Origin of the sequence: Rothia sp. ZJ932, assembly GCF_016924835.1 — a bacterium.
In the GTDB taxonomy this organism is placed as follows: domain Bacteria; phylum Actinomycetota; class Actinomycetes; order Actinomycetales; family Micrococcaceae; genus Rothia.
Map to the genome: position 1 here is coordinate 1,706,836 of NZ_CP070480.1, position 18,174 is coordinate 1,725,009.

15 protein-coding genes are annotated in these 18,174 nt (G+C 55.6%); 4 read left to right on the top strand and 11 right to left on the bottom strand.

Going from position 1 to position 18,174, the window contains the following annotated elements:
- Window positions 1-39: 39 nt before the first annotated feature.
- From gatB to JR346_RS07850, 9 genes are all read right to left on the bottom strand, one after another.
- Window positions 40-1,545, bottom strand: coding sequence for an Asp-tRNA(Asn)/Glu-tRNA(Gln) amidotransferase subunit GatB (gatB, locus tag JR346_RS07810; RefSeq protein ID WP_204877337.1), 1,506 nt, complete (start codon window positions 1,543-1,545; stop codon window positions 40-42).
- A 6-nt stretch (window positions 1,546-1,551) separates the two neighbouring features.
- A complete protein-coding gene (gene gatA, locus JR346_RS07815; protein ID WP_204877338.1) occupies window positions 1,552-3,135 on the bottom strand; it encodes an Asp-tRNA(Asn)/Glu-tRNA(Gln) amidotransferase subunit GatA in 1,584 nt (527 codons plus the stop codon).
- A gap of 17 nt (window positions 3,136-3,152) precedes the next feature.
- Complete coding sequence (gene gatC / locus JR346_RS07820; RefSeq protein ID WP_204877339.1) at window positions 3,153-3,449, bottom strand: Asp-tRNA(Asn)/Glu-tRNA(Gln) amidotransferase subunit GatC; 297 nt, start codon at window positions 3,447-3,449, stop codon at window positions 3,153-3,155.
- Window positions 3,450-3,628: 179 nt separating this feature from the next.
- Window positions 3,629-4,327 (bottom strand): transglycosylase family protein, encoded by a 699-nt coding sequence (locus JR346_RS07825; protein WP_240333915.1) that lies wholly within the window; start codon window positions 4,325-4,327, stop codon window positions 3,629-3,631.
- Between the two features lie 524 nt (window positions 4,328-4,851).
- Window positions 4,852-7,047: an NAD-dependent DNA ligase LigA gene (ligA, locus tag JR346_RS07830; protein WP_205482154.1), complete on the bottom strand. Its 2,196-nt coding sequence runs from the start codon at window positions 7,045-7,047 to the stop codon at window positions 4,852-4,854.
- Window positions 7,048-7,223: 176 nt separating this feature from the next.
- Window positions 7,224-8,315 (bottom strand): PP2C family serine/threonine-protein phosphatase, encoded by a 1,092-nt coding sequence (locus tag JR346_RS07835; RefSeq protein ID WP_204877342.1) that lies wholly within the window; start codon window positions 8,313-8,315, stop codon window positions 7,224-7,226.
- Window positions 8,312-9,439 carry an adenylate/guanylate cyclase domain-containing protein gene (locus JR346_RS07840; protein ID WP_204877343.1) on the bottom strand — a complete coding sequence of 376 codons (1,128 nt, stop codon included), beginning with the start codon at window positions 9,437-9,439 and terminating at the stop codon, window positions 8,312-8,314. The genes JR346_RS07835 and JR346_RS07840 overlap by 4 nt, the downstream gene beginning before the upstream one ends.
- Before the next feature lie 170 nt (window positions 9,440-9,609).
- Entirely contained in the window at window positions 9,610-10,068 is a 459-nt protein-coding gene (locus JR346_RS07845) for a hypothetical protein (RefSeq protein ID WP_205482155.1), read from the bottom strand.
- Window positions 10,069-10,252: 184 nt separating this feature from the next.
- Window positions 10,253-11,098 (bottom strand): biotin--[acetyl-CoA-carboxylase] ligase, encoded by an 846-nt coding sequence (locus tag JR346_RS07850; protein WP_205482156.1) that lies wholly within the window; start codon window positions 11,096-11,098, stop codon window positions 10,253-10,255.
- Between the two features lie 191 nt (window positions 11,099-11,289).
- On the opposite strand from JR346_RS07850, the gene JR346_RS07855 reads away from it, so the two are divergent.
- The 4 genes from JR346_RS07855 to JR346_RS07870 all read left to right on the top strand — a co-directional run bounded on the left by JR346_RS07855 (window position 11,290) and on the right by JR346_RS07870 (window position 15,321).
- Window positions 11,290-11,574 carry a YciI family protein gene (locus tag JR346_RS07855; RefSeq protein ID WP_205482157.1) on the top strand — a complete coding sequence of 95 codons (285 nt, stop codon included), beginning with the start codon at window positions 11,290-11,292 and terminating at the stop codon, window positions 11,572-11,574.
- Between the two features lie 75 nt (window positions 11,575-11,649).
- A complete protein-coding gene (locus JR346_RS07860; RefSeq protein WP_205482158.1) occupies window positions 11,650-13,251 on the top strand; it encodes an acyl-CoA carboxylase subunit beta in 1,602 nt (533 codons plus the stop codon).
- A gap of 30 nt (window positions 13,252-13,281) precedes the next feature.
- Window positions 13,282-13,533, top strand: a complete 252-nt coding sequence (locus JR346_RS07865; protein WP_204877348.1) for an acyl-CoA carboxylase subunit epsilon — start codon at window positions 13,282-13,284, stop codon at window positions 13,531-13,533.
- 84 nt (window positions 13,534-13,617) lie between these two features.
- Window positions 13,618-15,321: a DUF885 domain-containing protein gene (locus JR346_RS07870; RefSeq protein WP_204877349.1), complete on the top strand. Its 1,704-nt coding sequence runs from the start codon at window positions 13,618-13,620 to the stop codon at window positions 15,319-15,321.
- Window positions 15,322-15,395: 74 nt separating this feature from the next.
- Here JR346_RS07870 and JR346_RS07875 read toward each other — a convergent pair whose 3' ends face one another.
- The gene (locus tag JR346_RS07875) at window positions 15,396-16,418 is read right to left on the bottom strand and encodes a Gfo/Idh/MocA family protein (RefSeq protein ID WP_204877350.1); all 1,023 of its coding nucleotides are present in this window, start codon (window positions 16,416-16,418) and stop codon (window positions 15,396-15,398) included.
- A 120-nt stretch (window positions 16,419-16,538) separates the two neighbouring features.
- Window positions 16,539-17,948 carry a dicarboxylate/amino acid:cation symporter gene (locus tag JR346_RS07880; protein ID WP_205482159.1) on the bottom strand — a complete coding sequence of 470 codons (1,410 nt, stop codon included), beginning with the start codon at window positions 17,946-17,948 and terminating at the stop codon, window positions 16,539-16,541.
- Window positions 17,949-18,174 lie beyond the last annotated feature (226 nt).

Here is an 18,174-nt window from a genome sequence, read left to right on the forward strand (position 1 = left end):
TTGTGCTAGCTACGAGCACTCTAGAAGAGCCAGAAAGAGTTAGCCCTCAACGCCCAGCTTTTCAAGAATTAGCTCGCGGACGCGGGCAGCATCTGCCTGACCGCGGGTAGCCTTCATGACCTGACCGACGATTGCGCCAGCAGCCTGCACCTTACCGGCACGGATCTTATCGGCAACATCGGGCATCGCAGCAAGCGCGTCATCAATAGCGGTGGTGAGAGCACCATCGTCAGAGACCACAGCAAGGTTGCGCTTCTGCACAATCTCGGCAGGCTCACCCTCACCATCAATAACGAAGCCCAGTACCTGGCGGGCAATCTTATCGTTGATTTTCTTCGCTTCAATAAGCTTATTCAGTTCAACAACAGTCTGCGCAGTTGCACCGGTCTCAGCCAAATCGACCTCACGGTCCTTGGCGATACGAGCAATCTCACCCATCCACCACTTACGGGCAACGGCGGCAGGAGCACCAGCAGCAATGGTCTCTTCGATAGCGTCCATAGCACCAGCGTTTACCACATCGCGGAACTCTTCATCAGAGAAGCCCCAGTCAGCCTTCAGGCGCTTGCGACGCTCGGCAGGAGGCTCGGGCAGTTCTGCGCGCAGACGCTCGATCCACTCTTCATCAGTGACCACCGGCACCAAATCGGGCTCCGGGAAGTAGCGGTAATCATCGGCATCAGACTTAGGACGACCTGCGGTGGTTTCGCGGGTATCCTCATGCCACATGCGGGTTTCCTGAATAATCTTTTCACCAGCATCGAGCACAGCAGCATGACGCTGAATCTCGTAACGTACCGCGCGCTCCACCGAACGCAAAGAGTTCACGTTCTTGGTCTCGGTACGGGTACCAAACTCGGTGGTGCCCTTAGGCATGAGGGAAACGTTAGCATCACAGCGTACGTTACCGCGCTCCATGCGAGCGTCCGAAATACCCAGATTCTTCACGATTTCGCGAATAGCGGCAACATAGGCGCGAGCTAGCTCGGGGGCACGCTCACCGGCACCGACAATCGGGCGAGTCACGATCTCCACCAAGGGTACACCCGCACGGTTGTAGTCAACCAGTGAGAAGTCAGCACCCTGAATACGACCGGAGGAGCCACCCTTGTGGGTCAGCTTACCTGCGTCCTCTTCCATGTGTGCACGCTCAATATCGATAGTGAACACGGTACCGTCTTCTAGCTCAATATCAATCGAACCGTTGGCAGCAATCGGCTCATCATACTGAGAGGTCTGAAAGTTCTTGGGAGTATCGGGGTAAAAATAGTTTTTACGCGCGAAATGAGAGACCGGAGCAATCTCACAGCCCAAAGCCAGACCCAGCTTAATAGAAGACTCCACAGCCTTACCGTTCACCACCGGCAGCACTCCGGGTAAACCCAGCGAAACGGGAGTGACGTTAGTGTTCGGAGTATCGCCGAACTCGTTGGGAGCCGCATCAAACATCTTGGTGGCGGTATTCAGCTCAACGTGTACTTCGAAGCCCAGCACGGGATCGTACTTCTCCATGGCCTCTTCAAAGCTCAAAATTTCATCAGACATTGTGTATTACGCTCCAAAGTCGAAGTCACGAATAAGGTCACGAGTATCAGGCATCTGAGCATGCAAAGGAGCACCCCACTGAGCCTCCAACAGAGCCTCCAAACCAGCGCCTGCGCGGTAGAGACGCGCGTCCTCGTGGGCGGGGGCAGTGAACTGAATACCAACGGGCAGACCGTCTTCATCAGCCAAACCGCCGGGGATTGAGATAGAAGGAACGCCTGCCAAGTTAGTGGGCACCGTAGCGATATCACCCTTGTACATTGCCATGGGATCGCCCTTGGTCTTCTCCCCCAACTTGTAAGCGGTGGTGGGAGCAGTCGGGGAAATCAGCACATCGGCAACCTCGAACGCCTTGGCGTAGTCACGCTGAATCAGGGTACGAACCTTCTGCGCTGAACCGTAGTAAGCATCATAGTAACCGGCGCTGAGTGCGTAAGTACCCAGAATGATGCGGCGCTTAGCCTCATCACCAAAACCTGCTGCGCGGGTAGCTGACATAACGCGCTCGATAGTCACGGGACCATCTTCGGGTACAACGCGCAGACCGAAACGGACGCCGTCGTACTTAGCGAGGTTAGATGAAACCTCAGACGACATAATCAGGTAGTAAGCACCAATTGCCTCTTTCACAGAAGGCAGGGAAACCTCAACGATTTCAGCGCCAGCCTGCTTGAGCAGCTCAACAGATTCGTTGAAACGCGCCAGTACGCCCTCTTGGAAGCCTTCGCCGGTGAGCTCTTTAATAACACCGACGCGCAGGCCTTTGAGACCGCCTTCAGTAGCGCCCTGACGGGCTGCGTCCGCGTAAGCACCAACAGGTTCATTGAGAGAGGTGGAGTCTTTGGGGTCGTGACCACCAATGACCTCGTGAAGCAAAGCGGTATCAAGAACGGTGCGCGCACAGGGCCCCACCTGGTCAAGGGAGGACGCCATCGCAATCACACCGTAGCGTGAGACAGAACCGTAAGTAGGCTTAACACCCACTGAACCGGTTACCGCTGCGGGCTGGCGGATAGAACCGCCGGTATCAGTACCCAACGCCAAAGGCGCCTGGAAAGCAGCAACAGCGACAGCTGAACCGCCACCGGAGCCACCGGGAATACGATCCAGCGCCCAAGGATTGCGGGTTACGCCAAAAGCGGAGTGCTCGGTGGATGAACCCATAGCGAACTCGTCCAGGTTGGTCTTACCCAAAATAGGCATGCGGGCTGCACGAATCTTCTGAGTCACGGTGCCGTCATAGGGGCTCATCCAGCCCTCAAGCATGCGAGATGCCGCAGTGGTGGGCTGCCCCTTGGTGACAATCAAATCTTTAACAGCGATAGGCACCCCTGCAAGCTCGGGGAGCTCTTGACCAGCGGCGCGATCAGCGTCCACACCGGCTGCTACTTCCAACGCTTCTTCAGCGTTAACGTGCAGGTAGGCATTCAAACCACTCTTACCGGCAGCACGGTTGTTATCGTCCAGCGCCTCACCGTCGGTTCCCACAATGTGGTCGATGTACGCCTGGGTAATCTCAACAGAGGTCAGCTCGCCCTCGCGCATTTTCTGCGCGAGCTGGGCAGCTGATAGTTTAATAATCTCAGTCATGTGTATCTACTTACGCCTTAGCTTTCATCCAGAATTGCCGGAACCCTAAACTTACCGTCCTCAGCATCGGGAGCGCCCGACAGTGCCTCTTCGGCGTTCAGGGTATCGCTCACTACGTCTTCACGGAAAACATTCTTGAGAGGAATCGGGTGGCTCGTTGCCGGAATATCATCTGACACAGCATCAGATACAGACTTCACAGAATCAACGATGACGTCTAGCTCTGAGGCCAAAGCCACCAGCTCATCATCGCTCATCTCAATATGAGCAAGCTGCGCTAGGTGCGCAACCGTCTCACGGGTAATGGCAGACATGCAATCTCCGTTTACTCGGTGTACGTTATCCTCCCCAGTTTACCGGCATTGGAAGGCAAACACCCACCTGATTTCAGGTAAGCGGGTAAACAAAACGGTTCCCGTGCCCTTTAGGTAAAGGACGCGGGAACCGCGAAAGATTCAAAGATGAGGTTTTATATTCAAACCTCTACTCGCAATTAGCGAGCGGGAAGAATCAGAACCTGACCAATTTCAATCAGGTGGGGGTTGGGGATGATGTGTGCATTAGCCTTAGCCAATGAGTCCCAGCCCTGGTAACCGTGTGCCAGAGCGATTTCTGACAGGGTATCACCGGCAACAACGGTGTAGGTGCCAGCAGCAGGAACGGTTGCTACGGGAGCAGGTGCTACTGCAACGGGTGCAGGAGCAGGTGCTACTACAGGAGCGGGAGCAGGTGCTGCCTCAACAGGAGCTGCTACGGGTGCAGGTGCCTCAACTACCACGGGTGCAGGAGCAGGTGCTACTACAGGAGCGGGAGCAGCTGCGGGTGCTGCAACCTGAGCGGGTGCGCCACCGGTGCCGTATGCGTGAAGACCGAGCTGAGCTGAGCATGAAGGCCATGCGCCCCAACCCTGCATCTGCAGGAGGTTCTCAGCGACGCGAATCTGCTCAGCCTTTGAAGCTGCTGCGGGCGAGCCTGAGCCACCTGCTGCTGCCCATGATGAGGGGCTGAACTGCAGACCACCGTAGTAACCGTTACCGGTGTTGATGCCCCAGTTGCCACCTGATTCACACTGTGCCAGTGCGTCCCATGCTTCAACGGGTGCTGCGTTTGCGGGGGTCAATGACGCTGCAACTGCGGCACCACCGAAAGCGAGTGCTGCTGCTGAACGACGAATATTGGAAGTAGTCTTCACAATGCTCCATAAAAGGCCACCTCGCGCTCGTTCCATCCCTGGACGTCTATGCGCTGCCGTCTACCTATAAAAGTTTAGGTTTCATGTGTTTAGGCTTTGCCCTGTAGACGACGTCAGGTGTGCGGCAAAACCCAGCATGTGTTCGAAGTTTTCCGGCTTCGAACTGCCACCGAAGATGGTGGCGTTTGATTCGTTGATAACGATACTGTAACGATTTTGGTTTTGACAACCCATTTTTGAGGTTAAACACCCTAGCGAGAGTGGACTCTTATGCCCTGTGTTTCGTGGACCTGGAGGTCATCAACAATCTTTAAGCAGAAACTGTACTTTGCATTAACCGCTAGATTCCGGGTCAAAAAGGTCTATTTTCGTTATCAAATCGTTATAAAAATTTTCCACGGGGTCACCACCTGCACCAGGGGTAGAGCACCAGAAGTTTCTCCAAAAAATTTTTGAGAAAAACGTGTCGCACCGGTTAAAACCACAGGTGGTGGTGAGAAGAACCCCGCCACCACCCTCATGTTCTACTCTTGAGGTCCTTTCTCTAGGAGGTTAATAAAGCCTTCTTCATCGAGCACCGTCACACCCAGCTGTTCTGCCTTATCGAGTTTCGAGCCAGCGGAGGCACCTGCCACCAGGTAATGGGTTTTCTTTGATACTGACCCTGAGGCTCGACCACCACGAACAATGATTGCCTCTTTGACGGAGTCACGCGTGAAATTTTCGAGCGTTCCCGTCACGACAATGGTGAGACCTTCTAAGGTGCGCTCTAGAGACTCGTCACGTTCGTCCTTCATCTGTACGCCAGCAGCTGACCAGCGTTCGATGATTTCGCGGTGCCAGTCGACAGCAAACCATTCAGTAATAGAATCGGCGATTGTTTGCCCTACCCCGTCTACTGCCGCCAATTGCTCGGTCGAGGCAGCAGCAATAGCGTCCATCGACCCGAACTCGGTGGCAAGTGCGCGTGCCGCGGTTGGCCCCACATGGCGAATAGAGAGAGCAACTAATACACGCCACAGGGGCTGAGTTTTAGCTTTCTCTAGCTGATCAAAGAGTTTGAGTGTGTTGCGCGAGGGCACCGAAGGTTTACTTACGGTGCCACGGGTGTAGAAGTAGGGCACAAGCTCTGTGGTACCGGCTTTGGCGTTTTTACCTTTTTTCTCACGTTCGATTCGAACCTCGCCTAAATCTTCTGGACGCAGGTCGAACAGATAAGCCTCGCTGGTGAGCGGCGGAATCTCGGGAGCAGCGGGGGCAGTCAGCGCGCGTGCGGCTTCCTCCCCCAGTGCCTCGATATCTAGCGCCCCGCGAGAACCAATGTGGTAGATACGCCCCATCAGCTGGGCGGGGCAGGAACGAGTATTGAGACAGCGAATATCAACGTCCCCATCTTTAGCTGGTGCCAGCGGTTCTCCGCAGGAGGGGCAGTGGCTAGGCATCACAAACTCACGTTCGCTACCGTCACGTAGGGCAACAACTGGCCCCACGATTTCGGGGATCACGTCTCCGGCTTTGCGCAGCACTACGGTGTCCCCAATCAGTACACCCTTAGCTTTGACGACATCCTGATTGTGCAAGGTTGCCATCTCAACGGTTGAACCGGCAACTTTGGTCGGTTCCATCATGCCAAAGGGAGTCACCCGCCCGGTACGACCCACGCTCACGCGAATATCGTAGAGCTTGGTGTTGACCTCCTCCGGCGGGTACTTGTAAGCAGCTGCCCAACGCGGCACGCGCGATGTGTGCCCCAGCTGCTGTTGGGTGGCAAAATCGTTCACCTTGATGACGATGCCGTCAATTTCGTGTACCAAATCATGGCGGTGCTCACCGAAGTATGCAATGAACTCCAGTACCTCCTCAGCAGTGTCGAGCATCTTACTGTAGGGGCTTACCGGCAGTCCCCATTCCTCAAGGAGTGCGTACATCTCAGACTGGCTGGTAACACTCAGCCCAGAGTTCGCCCCGATACCGTGTACGAACATACTCAGCGGACGCGCAGCGGTGACGGACGCGTCCTTTTGCCGCAGCGAACCGGCAGCAGCGTTGCGGGGGTTCGCGAAAGGAGCTTTTTTCTCTTCAATCATGCGCTCGTTCAAGGCACGGAAGTCCTGGGAAGAAATGAAGATCTCGCCGCGCACTTCAAGCTCTTCAGGGTGGTCCTGCCCCGCTAAGGAGGTGGGAATGCTCTTGATGGTCAGCACATTGTGGGTCACGTCCTCACCCGTGTAACCGTCGCCGCGGGTTGCCGCGCGCACGAGCTTACCCTTGCGATAAAAGAGGTTGATGGCAAGACCATCAATTTTGAGCTCGCTCAGCCACTGGGCTTTGTGACCGGTGAGGCGCTGAGCATTCTGAGCGGTCTTCTCGATCCACGCGATGATTTCATCCAGGGAGAAAATGTCTTCCAGCGAGTACATGCGAGCGCGGTGAGTCACCGGAGCGAAAGCCGTAGAAACTTCACCGCCGACTTCTTGGGTGGGCGAATCGTTAGCTACTAGTTCGGGGTTCAGCGCCTCAAATTTTTCCAGCTCGGTGTAGAGAACGTCGTAGTCGGCATCCGAGAGAGTCGGCGCGTCATTGACGTAGTACTCGGTGCGGGCTGCACGCACTTTGTCGATGAGCTCAGCGTAGTGCTGTTTGAGCTCTTCAGATACATCGGGGCCTTCAACTTTTTCGCGGTCTGTTACAGACTCAACAATGGCTAGATCAACGCTCATGGCACTTACCTCACACACGGTTCTCTGGGGTTTTCTCGCTCAGGGGCGGGGCTTTGTCTATTGGGTGTTGTGTCTAAGTGTAGAACACTCGAAGGCTGAGTTACCCTGCCGGTAGCCGGTAGACGAACGCCCCGCTTGTGAGAGACAAACGGGGCGTTGTAGAAGGGGGGGTGAGGTTACTGCTCGTCTTTGTAGTAGAACTCCTGGTTTAGTGACCGTTCAGAGACAAATTCGGGGTCTTCTGAGCTAGCAGTGGGTTTGACCTCGTAGTCCTCAGCTTTTTCGAGGATTTCGTGAGATTCGGTAGCGGTCAATTCCTTGAGTGCTTGAGCACGCGCGTCCGCTTCTTCTTCAGTAATAGCATCGACCACAACAACGGAGATATTGTCGCGACCACCGGCGCGCAGGGCAGCTGTTTGCAAAACGTCCGCGGCGTCTTGGGGGTGTTCAACGGTGGCGAGGACGCGCGCCATGTAGTTGTGTGAGAGCTCGCCAGAAAGACCGTCAGAGCAGAGCATCAGGCGGTCACCGGGTTTTGCCGGAATGACCCAGAAATCGGGTTCCCAGTAGTTGCCGGTGCCCAGGGCGCGGGTGATGACGTTGCGGCGGGGGTGGGTCAGGGCTTCCATTGCGGTGATCTGACCGGTATCAACGAGGTACTGCACCTCAGAGTGATCAACGGTGATTTGTTCAAGACCCACACCGTCGAGTTCGCCAGAAAGCGATAGCGATTCCTCATTCGTTTGTAGGTCTTCGCCACGCACTAATCGGTAGGTGCGTGAATCGCCAACGTTGAAGACAAACCACATATTTTGATCGCCAATGTAGGTCAGCCAGGCACCGGTGAGAGTGGTGCCGGCACGCTGGTTCAAAGTGGATTTAATAGACTCATCAGCTTCACCGATGATGCCTCGCAGGCGCTCCAGGGTCTTCATAATCTGCTTGTTCAGCGCGGTCGTATTCTTGCGGCGGCGAGAGCGAAAGTTCGCCTGCGACTCCTGAGCCTCAGCCTCGCGCTCGGCAATCATATCTGCCAGTGCCTGTTCGTTCTGCTCTTTGGTCATCCCACCGGGCTGAGTGAATAGCGAAGAATAGGCGAGGGTTCGCGCTGCCAAACGTGAGGCGACCTCACCGGCTTCGTGACCACCCATACCATCGGCCACCACGGCAAGGGTGCCGGCTACGGTCAGTGCGTCCTCATTATTATCACGAAAAGCACCCTTGTCTGTTGCCTTACCGGTAAAAATCGTCAGGTGAGAGGTGCTCATTCGAAATCAATCTCCAGTTCATTACCGATGCCCGGGGTAATAGCCACAGGCGATACATTGCCAAAACCACGCACGTTACGAACGCCCTGCGGAATCAGCACAAATTTTTCATTATCTTCAATAGTTTCAGCAGTGTGATTGTCGGTCAAAACAACCCCCGGCTCTGCTAATGCCACAAGCCGAGACGCCAGGTTAACAGTGGGACCGTATACATCGCCCAAGCGGGGCATCACTCGTCCCCACACAAAAGCCACACGAGCCTCCGGCAAATCAGGATTCTCGCGAATCATCTTTGAAAGCGCCAAAGAAATACGAGCGGCAGATTCAGGTGTTTCGGTGAGGAACATAATCTCATCACCCACCGTCTTAATGATGCGACCCCCACCCACAGCAACAATCTCAGCGCACTTTTGTTCAAAAGAACGCACCAGAGACGCAAGGGTTCGTTCATTCATCTGACGCGAAAGCGAAGTGTACGATACCAAATCGGCAAAACCGATACCGCGAGCCAGCGGCAAATCGCTCTCACTAATATCTGGATCGCCCTTCTCACCGCGCAGGGCAAGTCGCACCACCGCAGCGTTGAGCTGACGGCGGTAACCATAGACCGCCAGAGCCTCGAGGTCCTCTAAAATTTCGGGCAGCACCGTCAATAGTTCTTGACGTGCCTCAGCATCGGTGGCACCGCGGTGAACCACCATGTCTTCGACGATGGTTTCGACCTGCCACGCCACCATACGATCCATCATCTGCCCCACTGAACGGATCAAAGAATTCAGACCGTCTTCGGTTACTACCCCACGCTCACGCAACTTATCTAGGCGCTTCAGAGCGTGTGCATCCATCGGGGTGAAATATTTATCGTCTTTTTTGAGGTTCGGGAACCCCAGAACCCGCCACACCTTGCGCGCAGAAAGCAGGGAAACACCCGCCATATCCGCAGCCTCTTGACGGCGAAGGGAACAGTTCTCGCCGAGCAAGGCTTTTTCGAGGCGTCGAATGCCCTGCTTAGCCCTGTCACTGCGGTACACGTTATTCAGTACGTTGTTGCCCAGAAGGTTTATTGCAGTGGTAGCTGGCCCTGTATCGGGAAGGTTGCTTGAACCTTCAGCTGTGGGTTCCACTGTGAGTACCTTTCATCAATGTCTGTGGTCACTGCGCCGCGTGTTCGTCGTGAAAATATACGCTCGCTTTTCACAGTCTAACGGATGTGAGCCACAATACTCTAAATAGTTCTTATGTTTATGACCTAAAACTTACTCTTTATTGAGTTAAAGGCAACTAAGACTTTTACTCACAACCCTCCCAGTTCGTGCTGAGCCCGACGCACCAGAGTCGAAAACTTCTGCGGGTAACCAATGCCCTGAATTAGATACTCGCCACTGCGCGTGTGCAGGGTGAGATTCCCGCATATCTTAGCCCTCCACCCAGAACTCACCATTGCACCGTGAATTTCGGGTAGACCAACTGACAGCAGCTGACTACCACGCATCTCGATCACCCTATAGTTGGTCAAAAAATGCTGATGAGACGCCCACTCCAGAACCGCACGAACGCTTTTAATCAGCGCCCACAGTGCCCCAGCAAAAACCAGCAACCCCAGAATTTTTGCGCTGGGGTAAACAGTGCTCGCAAAACTAGCGCTCACCACAGCAACGAGCAAGGACGCGAGCGCCGGCAATAAGGTACACGTATGTGCCCGCGTGCCAGCTATCACGTACTCACCTTCAAACAGCTCAGCCCTTAGTTTCATAGTCTCACCAGTCTAAAGGCTGAGCGCAAAGATTCCGAGCGAGGAGGTGCATCTTTGTGCTCAGAACCCATGCGTGAAGTGCGTGAAGAGAGTGCCCGCAAACTAGGTTGCGTGAGGGATTTCGCCGGTGCCGTGTTCGAAGCTGTACAAGGGACTCTCCAGTAAGCCCCTGATATTTCGTTGTTTATGATGCCGGACGCAGGTGTACCACATCCCCCACGGCGTAGGACTTCACCCTCCCCCTCGGATCTCGCACCATGATTTCACCGTCATCCGCGAGATCAACAGCCACACCCTGCACGATATCGTCACCGGGTAAGTGAACGGCTACTTCCTGTCCCAGGGTGATGGTGTGCAATCGTAGAAGCTCCACCAGACTTACCCCGGACGTCAGAGGGGCACTCGCGTCCCCTCCAGCCTCAGCGAACCGCCGGTAGATATCGGCAAAGGAGGCAGCAAGTGCTTGCAAAAGCTCCAAGTTATCGGGGCTCTTAGCTCCCTCAATCGCCATTGAGGTGGCAGTTTCAAACGGCAGCTGTGAAGGGTTCATAGCGGTATTGATACCAATACCCACAACAGCACTCATCTCACCGGTGGGTTCAATAGATAGTTGGGCGAGAATACCGGCAATTTTGCGGCCACCGACCACTAAATCGTTGGGCCATTTGATGCCAGCATCCACCCCTTGCTCCACAAGGGTCTGCCGGGCAGCTAAAGCCAGGATCATAGTCAGCCAGCGCAGAGCTTCGGAGCGCAGTGGCTGGGTGCTGGCGTGGGGGCGCACGATAAAGGTGGCACACAAGGCGCTGCCTGCCGGTGTCGTCCACTGCCGATCCAGACGTCCGCGCCCCGCCCTCTGGTCATCGGTGGCGAGCACAGAAAGCTCTCCCAATTTCTCGCGGGCAGTAGCATCGGGTGAGGCAAGTAGCTTAAGAGCATCAGTATTCGTGGATTCCGTCTGGGAGAAAAAACCCGCCCGCGCATAACCGGGAATATTCAGGGGGGTAAGTTGTTTAGAAGTGGACTGCATACTGTGACCTTCATGTTGTGACGGTTCGCCTAAACACGATTCAGCTTACACTTTTAGGGCAACTTGACTAAAAATTCCTGTAGTGTGTCTCACCTAAGGTAGATTTAACCTAACTAATTAGCTTTCGAGCGTCACTTTCGATGGTGACGCGCCAAGATAAGACCACATAGCAACAGAACAGGGATTCACTCATGGCTTTTTATGCAGCAACCTACGTCTACGGCGACGCTGAGGTTCAGGCAGAGCACCGCCCCGCCCACCGCGAATATCTGGGTGCGAAGTACGAAGAGGGTGTTCTGGTGGCTTCTGGTCCGTTCGTGACCGGCGATGCCCCCGGCGCCCTGTTGATTTTCAAGGCAGACTCCCAGCAGGAAGTCGCAGATATTCTCGCCCAAGATCCGATGACCCTCGGCGGCGCTGTTCTCGAAACCACCCTGCGCGAATGGAACCCCGTTTTCGGCAACCTGGGTGCCTAAAACCGCTACCCGCACCTCTGGCAGCATCGAACCATTCGCTGCCCCTCTTTGAAACCTCTCGTACGGAAAGTTGACATGACCGATAGTTCTGCACCCGAATATGATCTCACCACTACCCAGGGAAAAATCGCTGATTTTTATGCCCGCCGTGAGCAGTCGCTGCTACCCACCGGTCAGGGGCCGGTAGACCGCCAACACGAACGTGGCAAGCAAACAGCGCGCGAGCGCCTCGACATGCTCTTGGACGAGGGCTCTTTTGTGGAGTTTGACGCGCTCACCCGCCACCGCACCTCGGCATTCGGCATGGATTCCAAGCGTCCCCTGGGTGATGGTCTGGTGTCGGGCTACGGCACTATTGACGGACGTCTGGTTGCCGTTTATTCGCAGGATTTCACGGTCTACGGTGGTTCGCTCTCACAGGTGAACGGTGAAAAAATCGTCAAGGTGCAGAAGTTCGCTCTGAAGAACGGTTGCCCCATTATAGGTATCAATGACGGCGGTGGTGCTCGTATTCAGGAGGGCGTCGCGTCCCTGGCGATGTTTGCCGATATTTTCAGAATGAATGTGCGCGCCTCGGGTGTGATTCCGCAGATTTCAATCATCATGGGTCCCTGCGCCGGTGGTGCTGCCTACTCACCGGCGCTGACTGACTTTGTGGTGATGGTCGATAAGACCTCGCACATGTTCATTACCGGCCCAGACGTGATTAAAACTGTCACCGGTGAAGAAGTTGATATGGAAACCCTCGGTGGCGCCCACCAGCACAATGCGGTGACCGGCACCTCAGCCTACCTGGCTGAAGATGAAGAGGACGCTTTTGATTTCGTACGTGAGCTTGTGGAGTTCTTACCCTCGAACAACCTTGCCGAGTCCCTGCCGATAGAACATTCCCAAGAGACCGGGGTCAGCGTTGATGACCTTGATCTCGATCAGTTGATTCCTGACTCAGCCAACCAGCCCTACGATATGCGCGCAGTCATTGAAACAGTGGTTGATGACGGGCACTTCTTAGAGTTGCAGGAGCTCTACGCCCCCAATGTACTGACCGGTTACGCCCGTGTAGAGGGGCGAACCGTAGGTATTATTGCCAACCAGCCCCTGCAGCTGGCAGGTACCCTCGATATCAATGCATCCGAGAAAGCTGCGCGTTTTGTGCGTAACTGCGATGCTTTCAATATTCCCATTCTGACCTTTGTGGATGTTCCCGGCTTCTTGCCCGGTACCGATCAGGAGTTCAACGGCATTATTCGCCGTGGCGCTAAACTGCTCTACGCCTACGCCGAGGCAACCGTTCCTATGATTACCGTTATCACCCGCAAAGCCTACGGTGGTGCCTACATTGTGATGGGGTCAAAGAAACTCGGGGCTGATATCAACCTGGCGTGGCCTACCGCCCAGATTGGTGTCATGGGGGCTCAAGGCGCCGTCAATATTCTCTACCGCCGCGAACTAGCAGCCGTTGCCAAAGAAGGTGGCGATGTTGATGCCAAGCGTGCTGAACTTGTACACAAGTACGAAGAGGAACTGCTCAACCCCTACCAGGCAGCTGAACTCGGTTATATCGACGAGGTCATTGCCCCCAACGAAACCCGCGTACGTATTATGAGTGCCCTTCACGCCCTGCGCGATAAGCGAGCGTCAACGCCCGCCAAAAAACACGGCAACATGCCACTGTAAGCAGTCCTACCCGTGAAAGTTAGAGCACCTATGCCCCTCATATCAGCATCCAAAGAAACACCGGTTGCCCCCTCGCAGCCACTCTTTCAAGTGGTCAGTGGGAACCCCACAGACGAAGAAATTGTCGCCCTGACAGCCGTTATCATGCAGCAGCAGGCCTCCGCTCGTCACCGTGATTCCACAGCCTTTGAGGCCGTGCAGCGCATTTTGTTGCGCGGCCAACGACTGGGTATCGGTCTGCGCCCCGGTGCGGGCTCGTGGCGGCGGGCGCGTCCGCAATAAAGCTAACCCTCGGCTCGGGAAATTTCGGTGCGTTGACGGGTCAAACCCACCCAACCGTGTGCTCTAAGCCATAGACTGGTAGGTATGACACAACTAACCGAAATTCCCGCAGCCTACCGCGTAGAACGCGCAGAAACCGAAATTGACCGCATCGCTAACGCTCACTACGAGCGGATGCTTGAGCTAAACCCCGAGAGTGCGACTGTCGCAGGTCGTAAAGGTCGTGAGACAGAGTACGCAGATTACTCCCCGGCTGGCACTTCGCTTATCTTGCAGGCTGTTCGTGACACCCTTGACGCTCTTTCAGAGGCCACCCCCGTTGATAATATCGACGAAGTCACCCTGGACGCGATGCAGGAGCGCCTGGGTCTCATGGTGGAGATGCACGAGGCCGGTTTGGGCGAGTGGGAGATTAATAACCTTGCCTCCCCCGTTCAGAGTATTCGCTCCGTTTTTGATTTGATGGGTCGCGACACCGCTGAGGACTGGGTTCACCTTTCGGGTCGTATGCACAATGTTCCCGATGCGATTGCCGGTTATATCGAGACTCTCGAGGCTTACCGTGCTCAGGGTAAGGTCGCCGCTAAGCGTCAGGTAGAAACCGCCATTGAGCAGACCGCCGCTTACATCACAGAGGATGGATTCTTCGCCCAGCTCGCCAAGGAGATTGCTCAGAACGCCCCCGAGCTGGCAGATGAAGCGAAAATCAACGCTCGCCGCGCCATCATCGGTTACTCAGAGCTCAACACCTACCTCACCGAAGCGCTCCTGCCCGAAGCACCGGTTGAGGACGCTGTGGGTAAGAAACGCTACAGCCTTTACTCCCGCCAGTTCTTGGGTTCAACCATCAACTTAGAGGAAACCTACGCGTGGGGTATTGAAGAGCTCGATCGCATCATCGCAGAACAGCAAAAGGTCGCTGAAGAAATCAAGCCGGGCTCTTCTATCGAAGAGGCAAAAGAGGTTCTCGATGCAGACCCCGCCCGCACTCTGCACGGCACCGATGCCCTGCGCGAGTGGATGCAGGGGCTCTCTGATGCAGCCCTTGAATTCCTGGCAAAAGACCACTTCGACGTTGGAGGGCCCATGCGCAATCTGGAATGCATGATTGCTCCCACCCAAGAAGGCGGTATCTACTACACGCCCCCGGCAGCCGACTGGTCGCGTCCGGGACGCATGTGGTGGTCAGTGCCTCCGGGAGAAGACACTTTCGGCACCTGGCGTGAAACCTCCACTGTTTATCACGAAGGCACCCCCGGCCACCACCTGCAGGCAGCCGTCGCTACCGCTATGGCGGGCACCATGAACGAATGGCGCGCCAACGGCGTCTGGGTATCAGGCCACGGCGAGGGCTGGGCTCTCTACGCCGAGCGCCTGATGGAAGAACTCGGCTACCTGAGCGACCCCGGCGATCGCATGGGCATGCTCGATGCTCAGCGCCTACGCGCCGCCCGCGTCGTCTTTGATATTGGCGTTCACTGCGGTTTTGAAATCCCCGAACGCTGGGTCAAAGAACTGAAGATTGAGCCGGGCATCTGGAGCGCTGAAACCGGTAAAAAGTTCTTGGATGCCAACCTTGATATGAGCGTTGGTCAGCGCGACTTCGAGTACGTGCGTTACCTGGGCTGGCCCGGTCAGGCACCCAGCTACAAGGTCGGCCAGCGCATCTGGGAACAGCTGCGGGATAAGGCGCGTGCGGCAGGCATCAGCGACAAGGACTTCCACACCCGTGCCCTCAAGCTTGGCTCTGTGGGTCTTGATACTCTCAAGCGCACCCTCGCTTTCTAACCCACAAAAAACTCCAGACCACATACACAGGGGCTGCCAGTGATGACGGCAGCCCCTAATGTTTTTGCGTACTTTTATTTCTCGCCCGTGAAGAAAATCCCCGCATCATGGCGGGCGCGGGTGCAGATCTCGTTCACCAGACGAGAGACCTCGGTGAGCTGAGCGTAGCGCTCCAGTTGCTGAGAACTCAGCCCACCGTTCTTATGTGATTGGATGAGCTGGGCAAAATACTGGGCTTCAAAAGCCATCAAGACAGATAGCGAGCGCGGAGTATCAGCCTCAGCGCCCTCGACTGTAAACAGCAGCTCTGAGTGCTCAGGGCCTACTAACTCCACCGAACGGATATCGTTGACGCCGGTGAATACTAGGCGCTCGCGTCCTGCGTATATTTCTGCTGGGCTTGATGCTGCGTAGTCTTTAGCGACCCTGATAGTAACGTCAAAGGTGGGGTAGGTAAGAACCAGCGTACCGTGGGCGTCAACGCCTGAGGGAGCTAGCACGGCTTTGTAGCTCACGTCGCTGGGTTCGCCAAAGCAGGCAATGGCGGTGTACACAGCGTAAACCCCCAGATCGACCAGGGCACCGCCACCAAAATCTAAAGAGAAAATGTTAGGGATTTGCCCTGCGGTGAGGGCATCCCAGCGCGAGGAATACTGGGCGTAGGTGAAGCAGGCACTCGTTACCTTGCGCTTTTGTGCTTCTTCGATGACGCATGTCATGCCGGGTTCGTACATGTTGCGGGCAGCTTCTAAGACCAGCACTCCTGCGGTATCTGCTGCCCGATGCACGGATTCCCACTGGGCGGGGTTCCAAAAAGCCGGCTTCTCCACGATCGGGTGTACCCCTGCGTCGATAGCAGCTAGAGTGTGCTCAGCGTGCAGGGAGTTAGGTGAGGCGATATAGACTGCATCCAGAGAGTGGGTGAGCAGCTGCCCGATGGTGCTCGCATGGTTAGCGTCGATGCCGGTAGCCTTCGCCAGTTCTTGAGCGTTCTCGCGGCTGCGGCTCATGATAACCACCGGTTCGAAGAAACTGCGGCTAGCTTCTATAAAATGCTGGGAAATAAAACCTGTGCCAATGATACCGAGTCGAAGCATGAAAATTACCTACTCTCTTTTTCAGGTAAGCGCAAGTTCTCACGTTAAACGCGAAAGCCTGCGTACTGTCTATCACCAGTGTACGCAGGCTCTCGCCTCTGGTTATAAGAAAGGCAACGGTTAAGCGCGGACGCTTGCCCCTGCACCTACCGAAACGTCAGCTGCTGTGTAGGGCGCTGAGTCGGCAGTCAGTGACTCGTCGGTGAAACCCTCGTGATCACGCGGGGCGTTGTAAGCGGTTTCGTTCAGTAGGCCTTCGCGCTTGGCGACGATGGCGGGAACCAGTGCCTGACCGGCAACGTTGAGAGCGGTGCGACCCATATCGATGATGGGGTCGATAGCCAGCAACAGACCCACGCCATCCAGGGGCAACCCCAGGGTGGAGAGGGTCAAGGTCAGCATGACCACAGCGCCGGTGGTACCTGCGGTTGCAGTAGAACCCAGTACAGAGACCAGAACAATGAGCAGGTACTGGGAAATGCTGAGATCAATGCCGTAGAACTGAGCCACAAAAATAGCTGCCAGCGCCGGGTACACCGCAGCGCAACCGTCCATCTTGGTGGTAGCGCCCAAGGGCACAGCGAAGGATGCGTAAGCGCGGGGTACGCCCAGGTTGCGTTCGGTCACGGTCTGGGTCAGGGGCATGGTGCCTATGGACGAGCGGGAGACAAAGCCCAGCTGCACAGCAGGCCATACACCCGAGTAGTACTGTTTCACGGACAGACCATGCATTTTGACAATCAGCGGGTAGAGCACCAGGAATACCAGGGCAAGCCCCACGTAGAGCACTGCCACAAACTTGGCAAGAGATCCCATGGAGGTCCAGCCATAGGAGTAGACCGCGCGTCCAATGAGACCAAGGGTACCCAGGGGTGCAAGGCGGATAATCCACCACAGAATCTTCTGGATGATAGCTAGAGCCGACCTATTGAAGTTCAAGAAAGCTTCAGCGGGTTCGCCCACCTTGAGGGCAGCGATACCCACGGCAATGGAAATTACCAAAATCTGCAGAACGTTGAAAGAGGGGGACGCGCTCAATGCGCCCTCTGCGCTTTCTTTGACGCCCACGCTCAGGCCCACGAAGTTTGAGGGCACCAGTGAGGTGATGAAAGCGAGCCACGAGCCGGTTGTACCGCTGTAGGTTTCAGGGGTAGTGAGACCGGTGTTTGCGCCGGGCTTGGTAATAACGCCCAAGAAAATGCCGATAAGAACCGAGAAGAAAGCGGTAATTGCGAACCAGATGAGGGTCTGGAAGGCAAGACGGGCTGCGTTAGTGACCTGCGCCAGGTTAGCGATGGATGCAACCACAGCGGTAAAGACCAGGGGGATCACTGCTGTACGCAGGAGCAAAACGTAGGTAGTAGCGATGGTGTCGAGGGTGGTCATCAGCCAGTTTGGGTCTTCTTTTGGGGTGCCGCCCATGTTCAAGGCGAGTATGCCCAGCAGGATACCGACAATTAGCGAGGCAATAATTTGGTTGCCGAAGCTGGTTGCCCAGGCTGGAAATCGAGAAGTCTTGTGTGTGCTCATAGCGTCCAAGCCTAGCCGCGCTACCGCTGGGGTCGGTAGCGATTATTACGCTATATAAAGTGAAAACGGTCTGATACGCGGCTTTTGTGCTCAAGCTATCAGGGCGCGCCCCCCCACCCCGACTATCTTGCAGTGGGTGGGTGCGGTAGGCACGTCAAAGGTGTCTCTAGGGCACACGGGCGGACGCGCGTTACCCACCCAACGAGGTTGTAGCAGATGAGCGGCG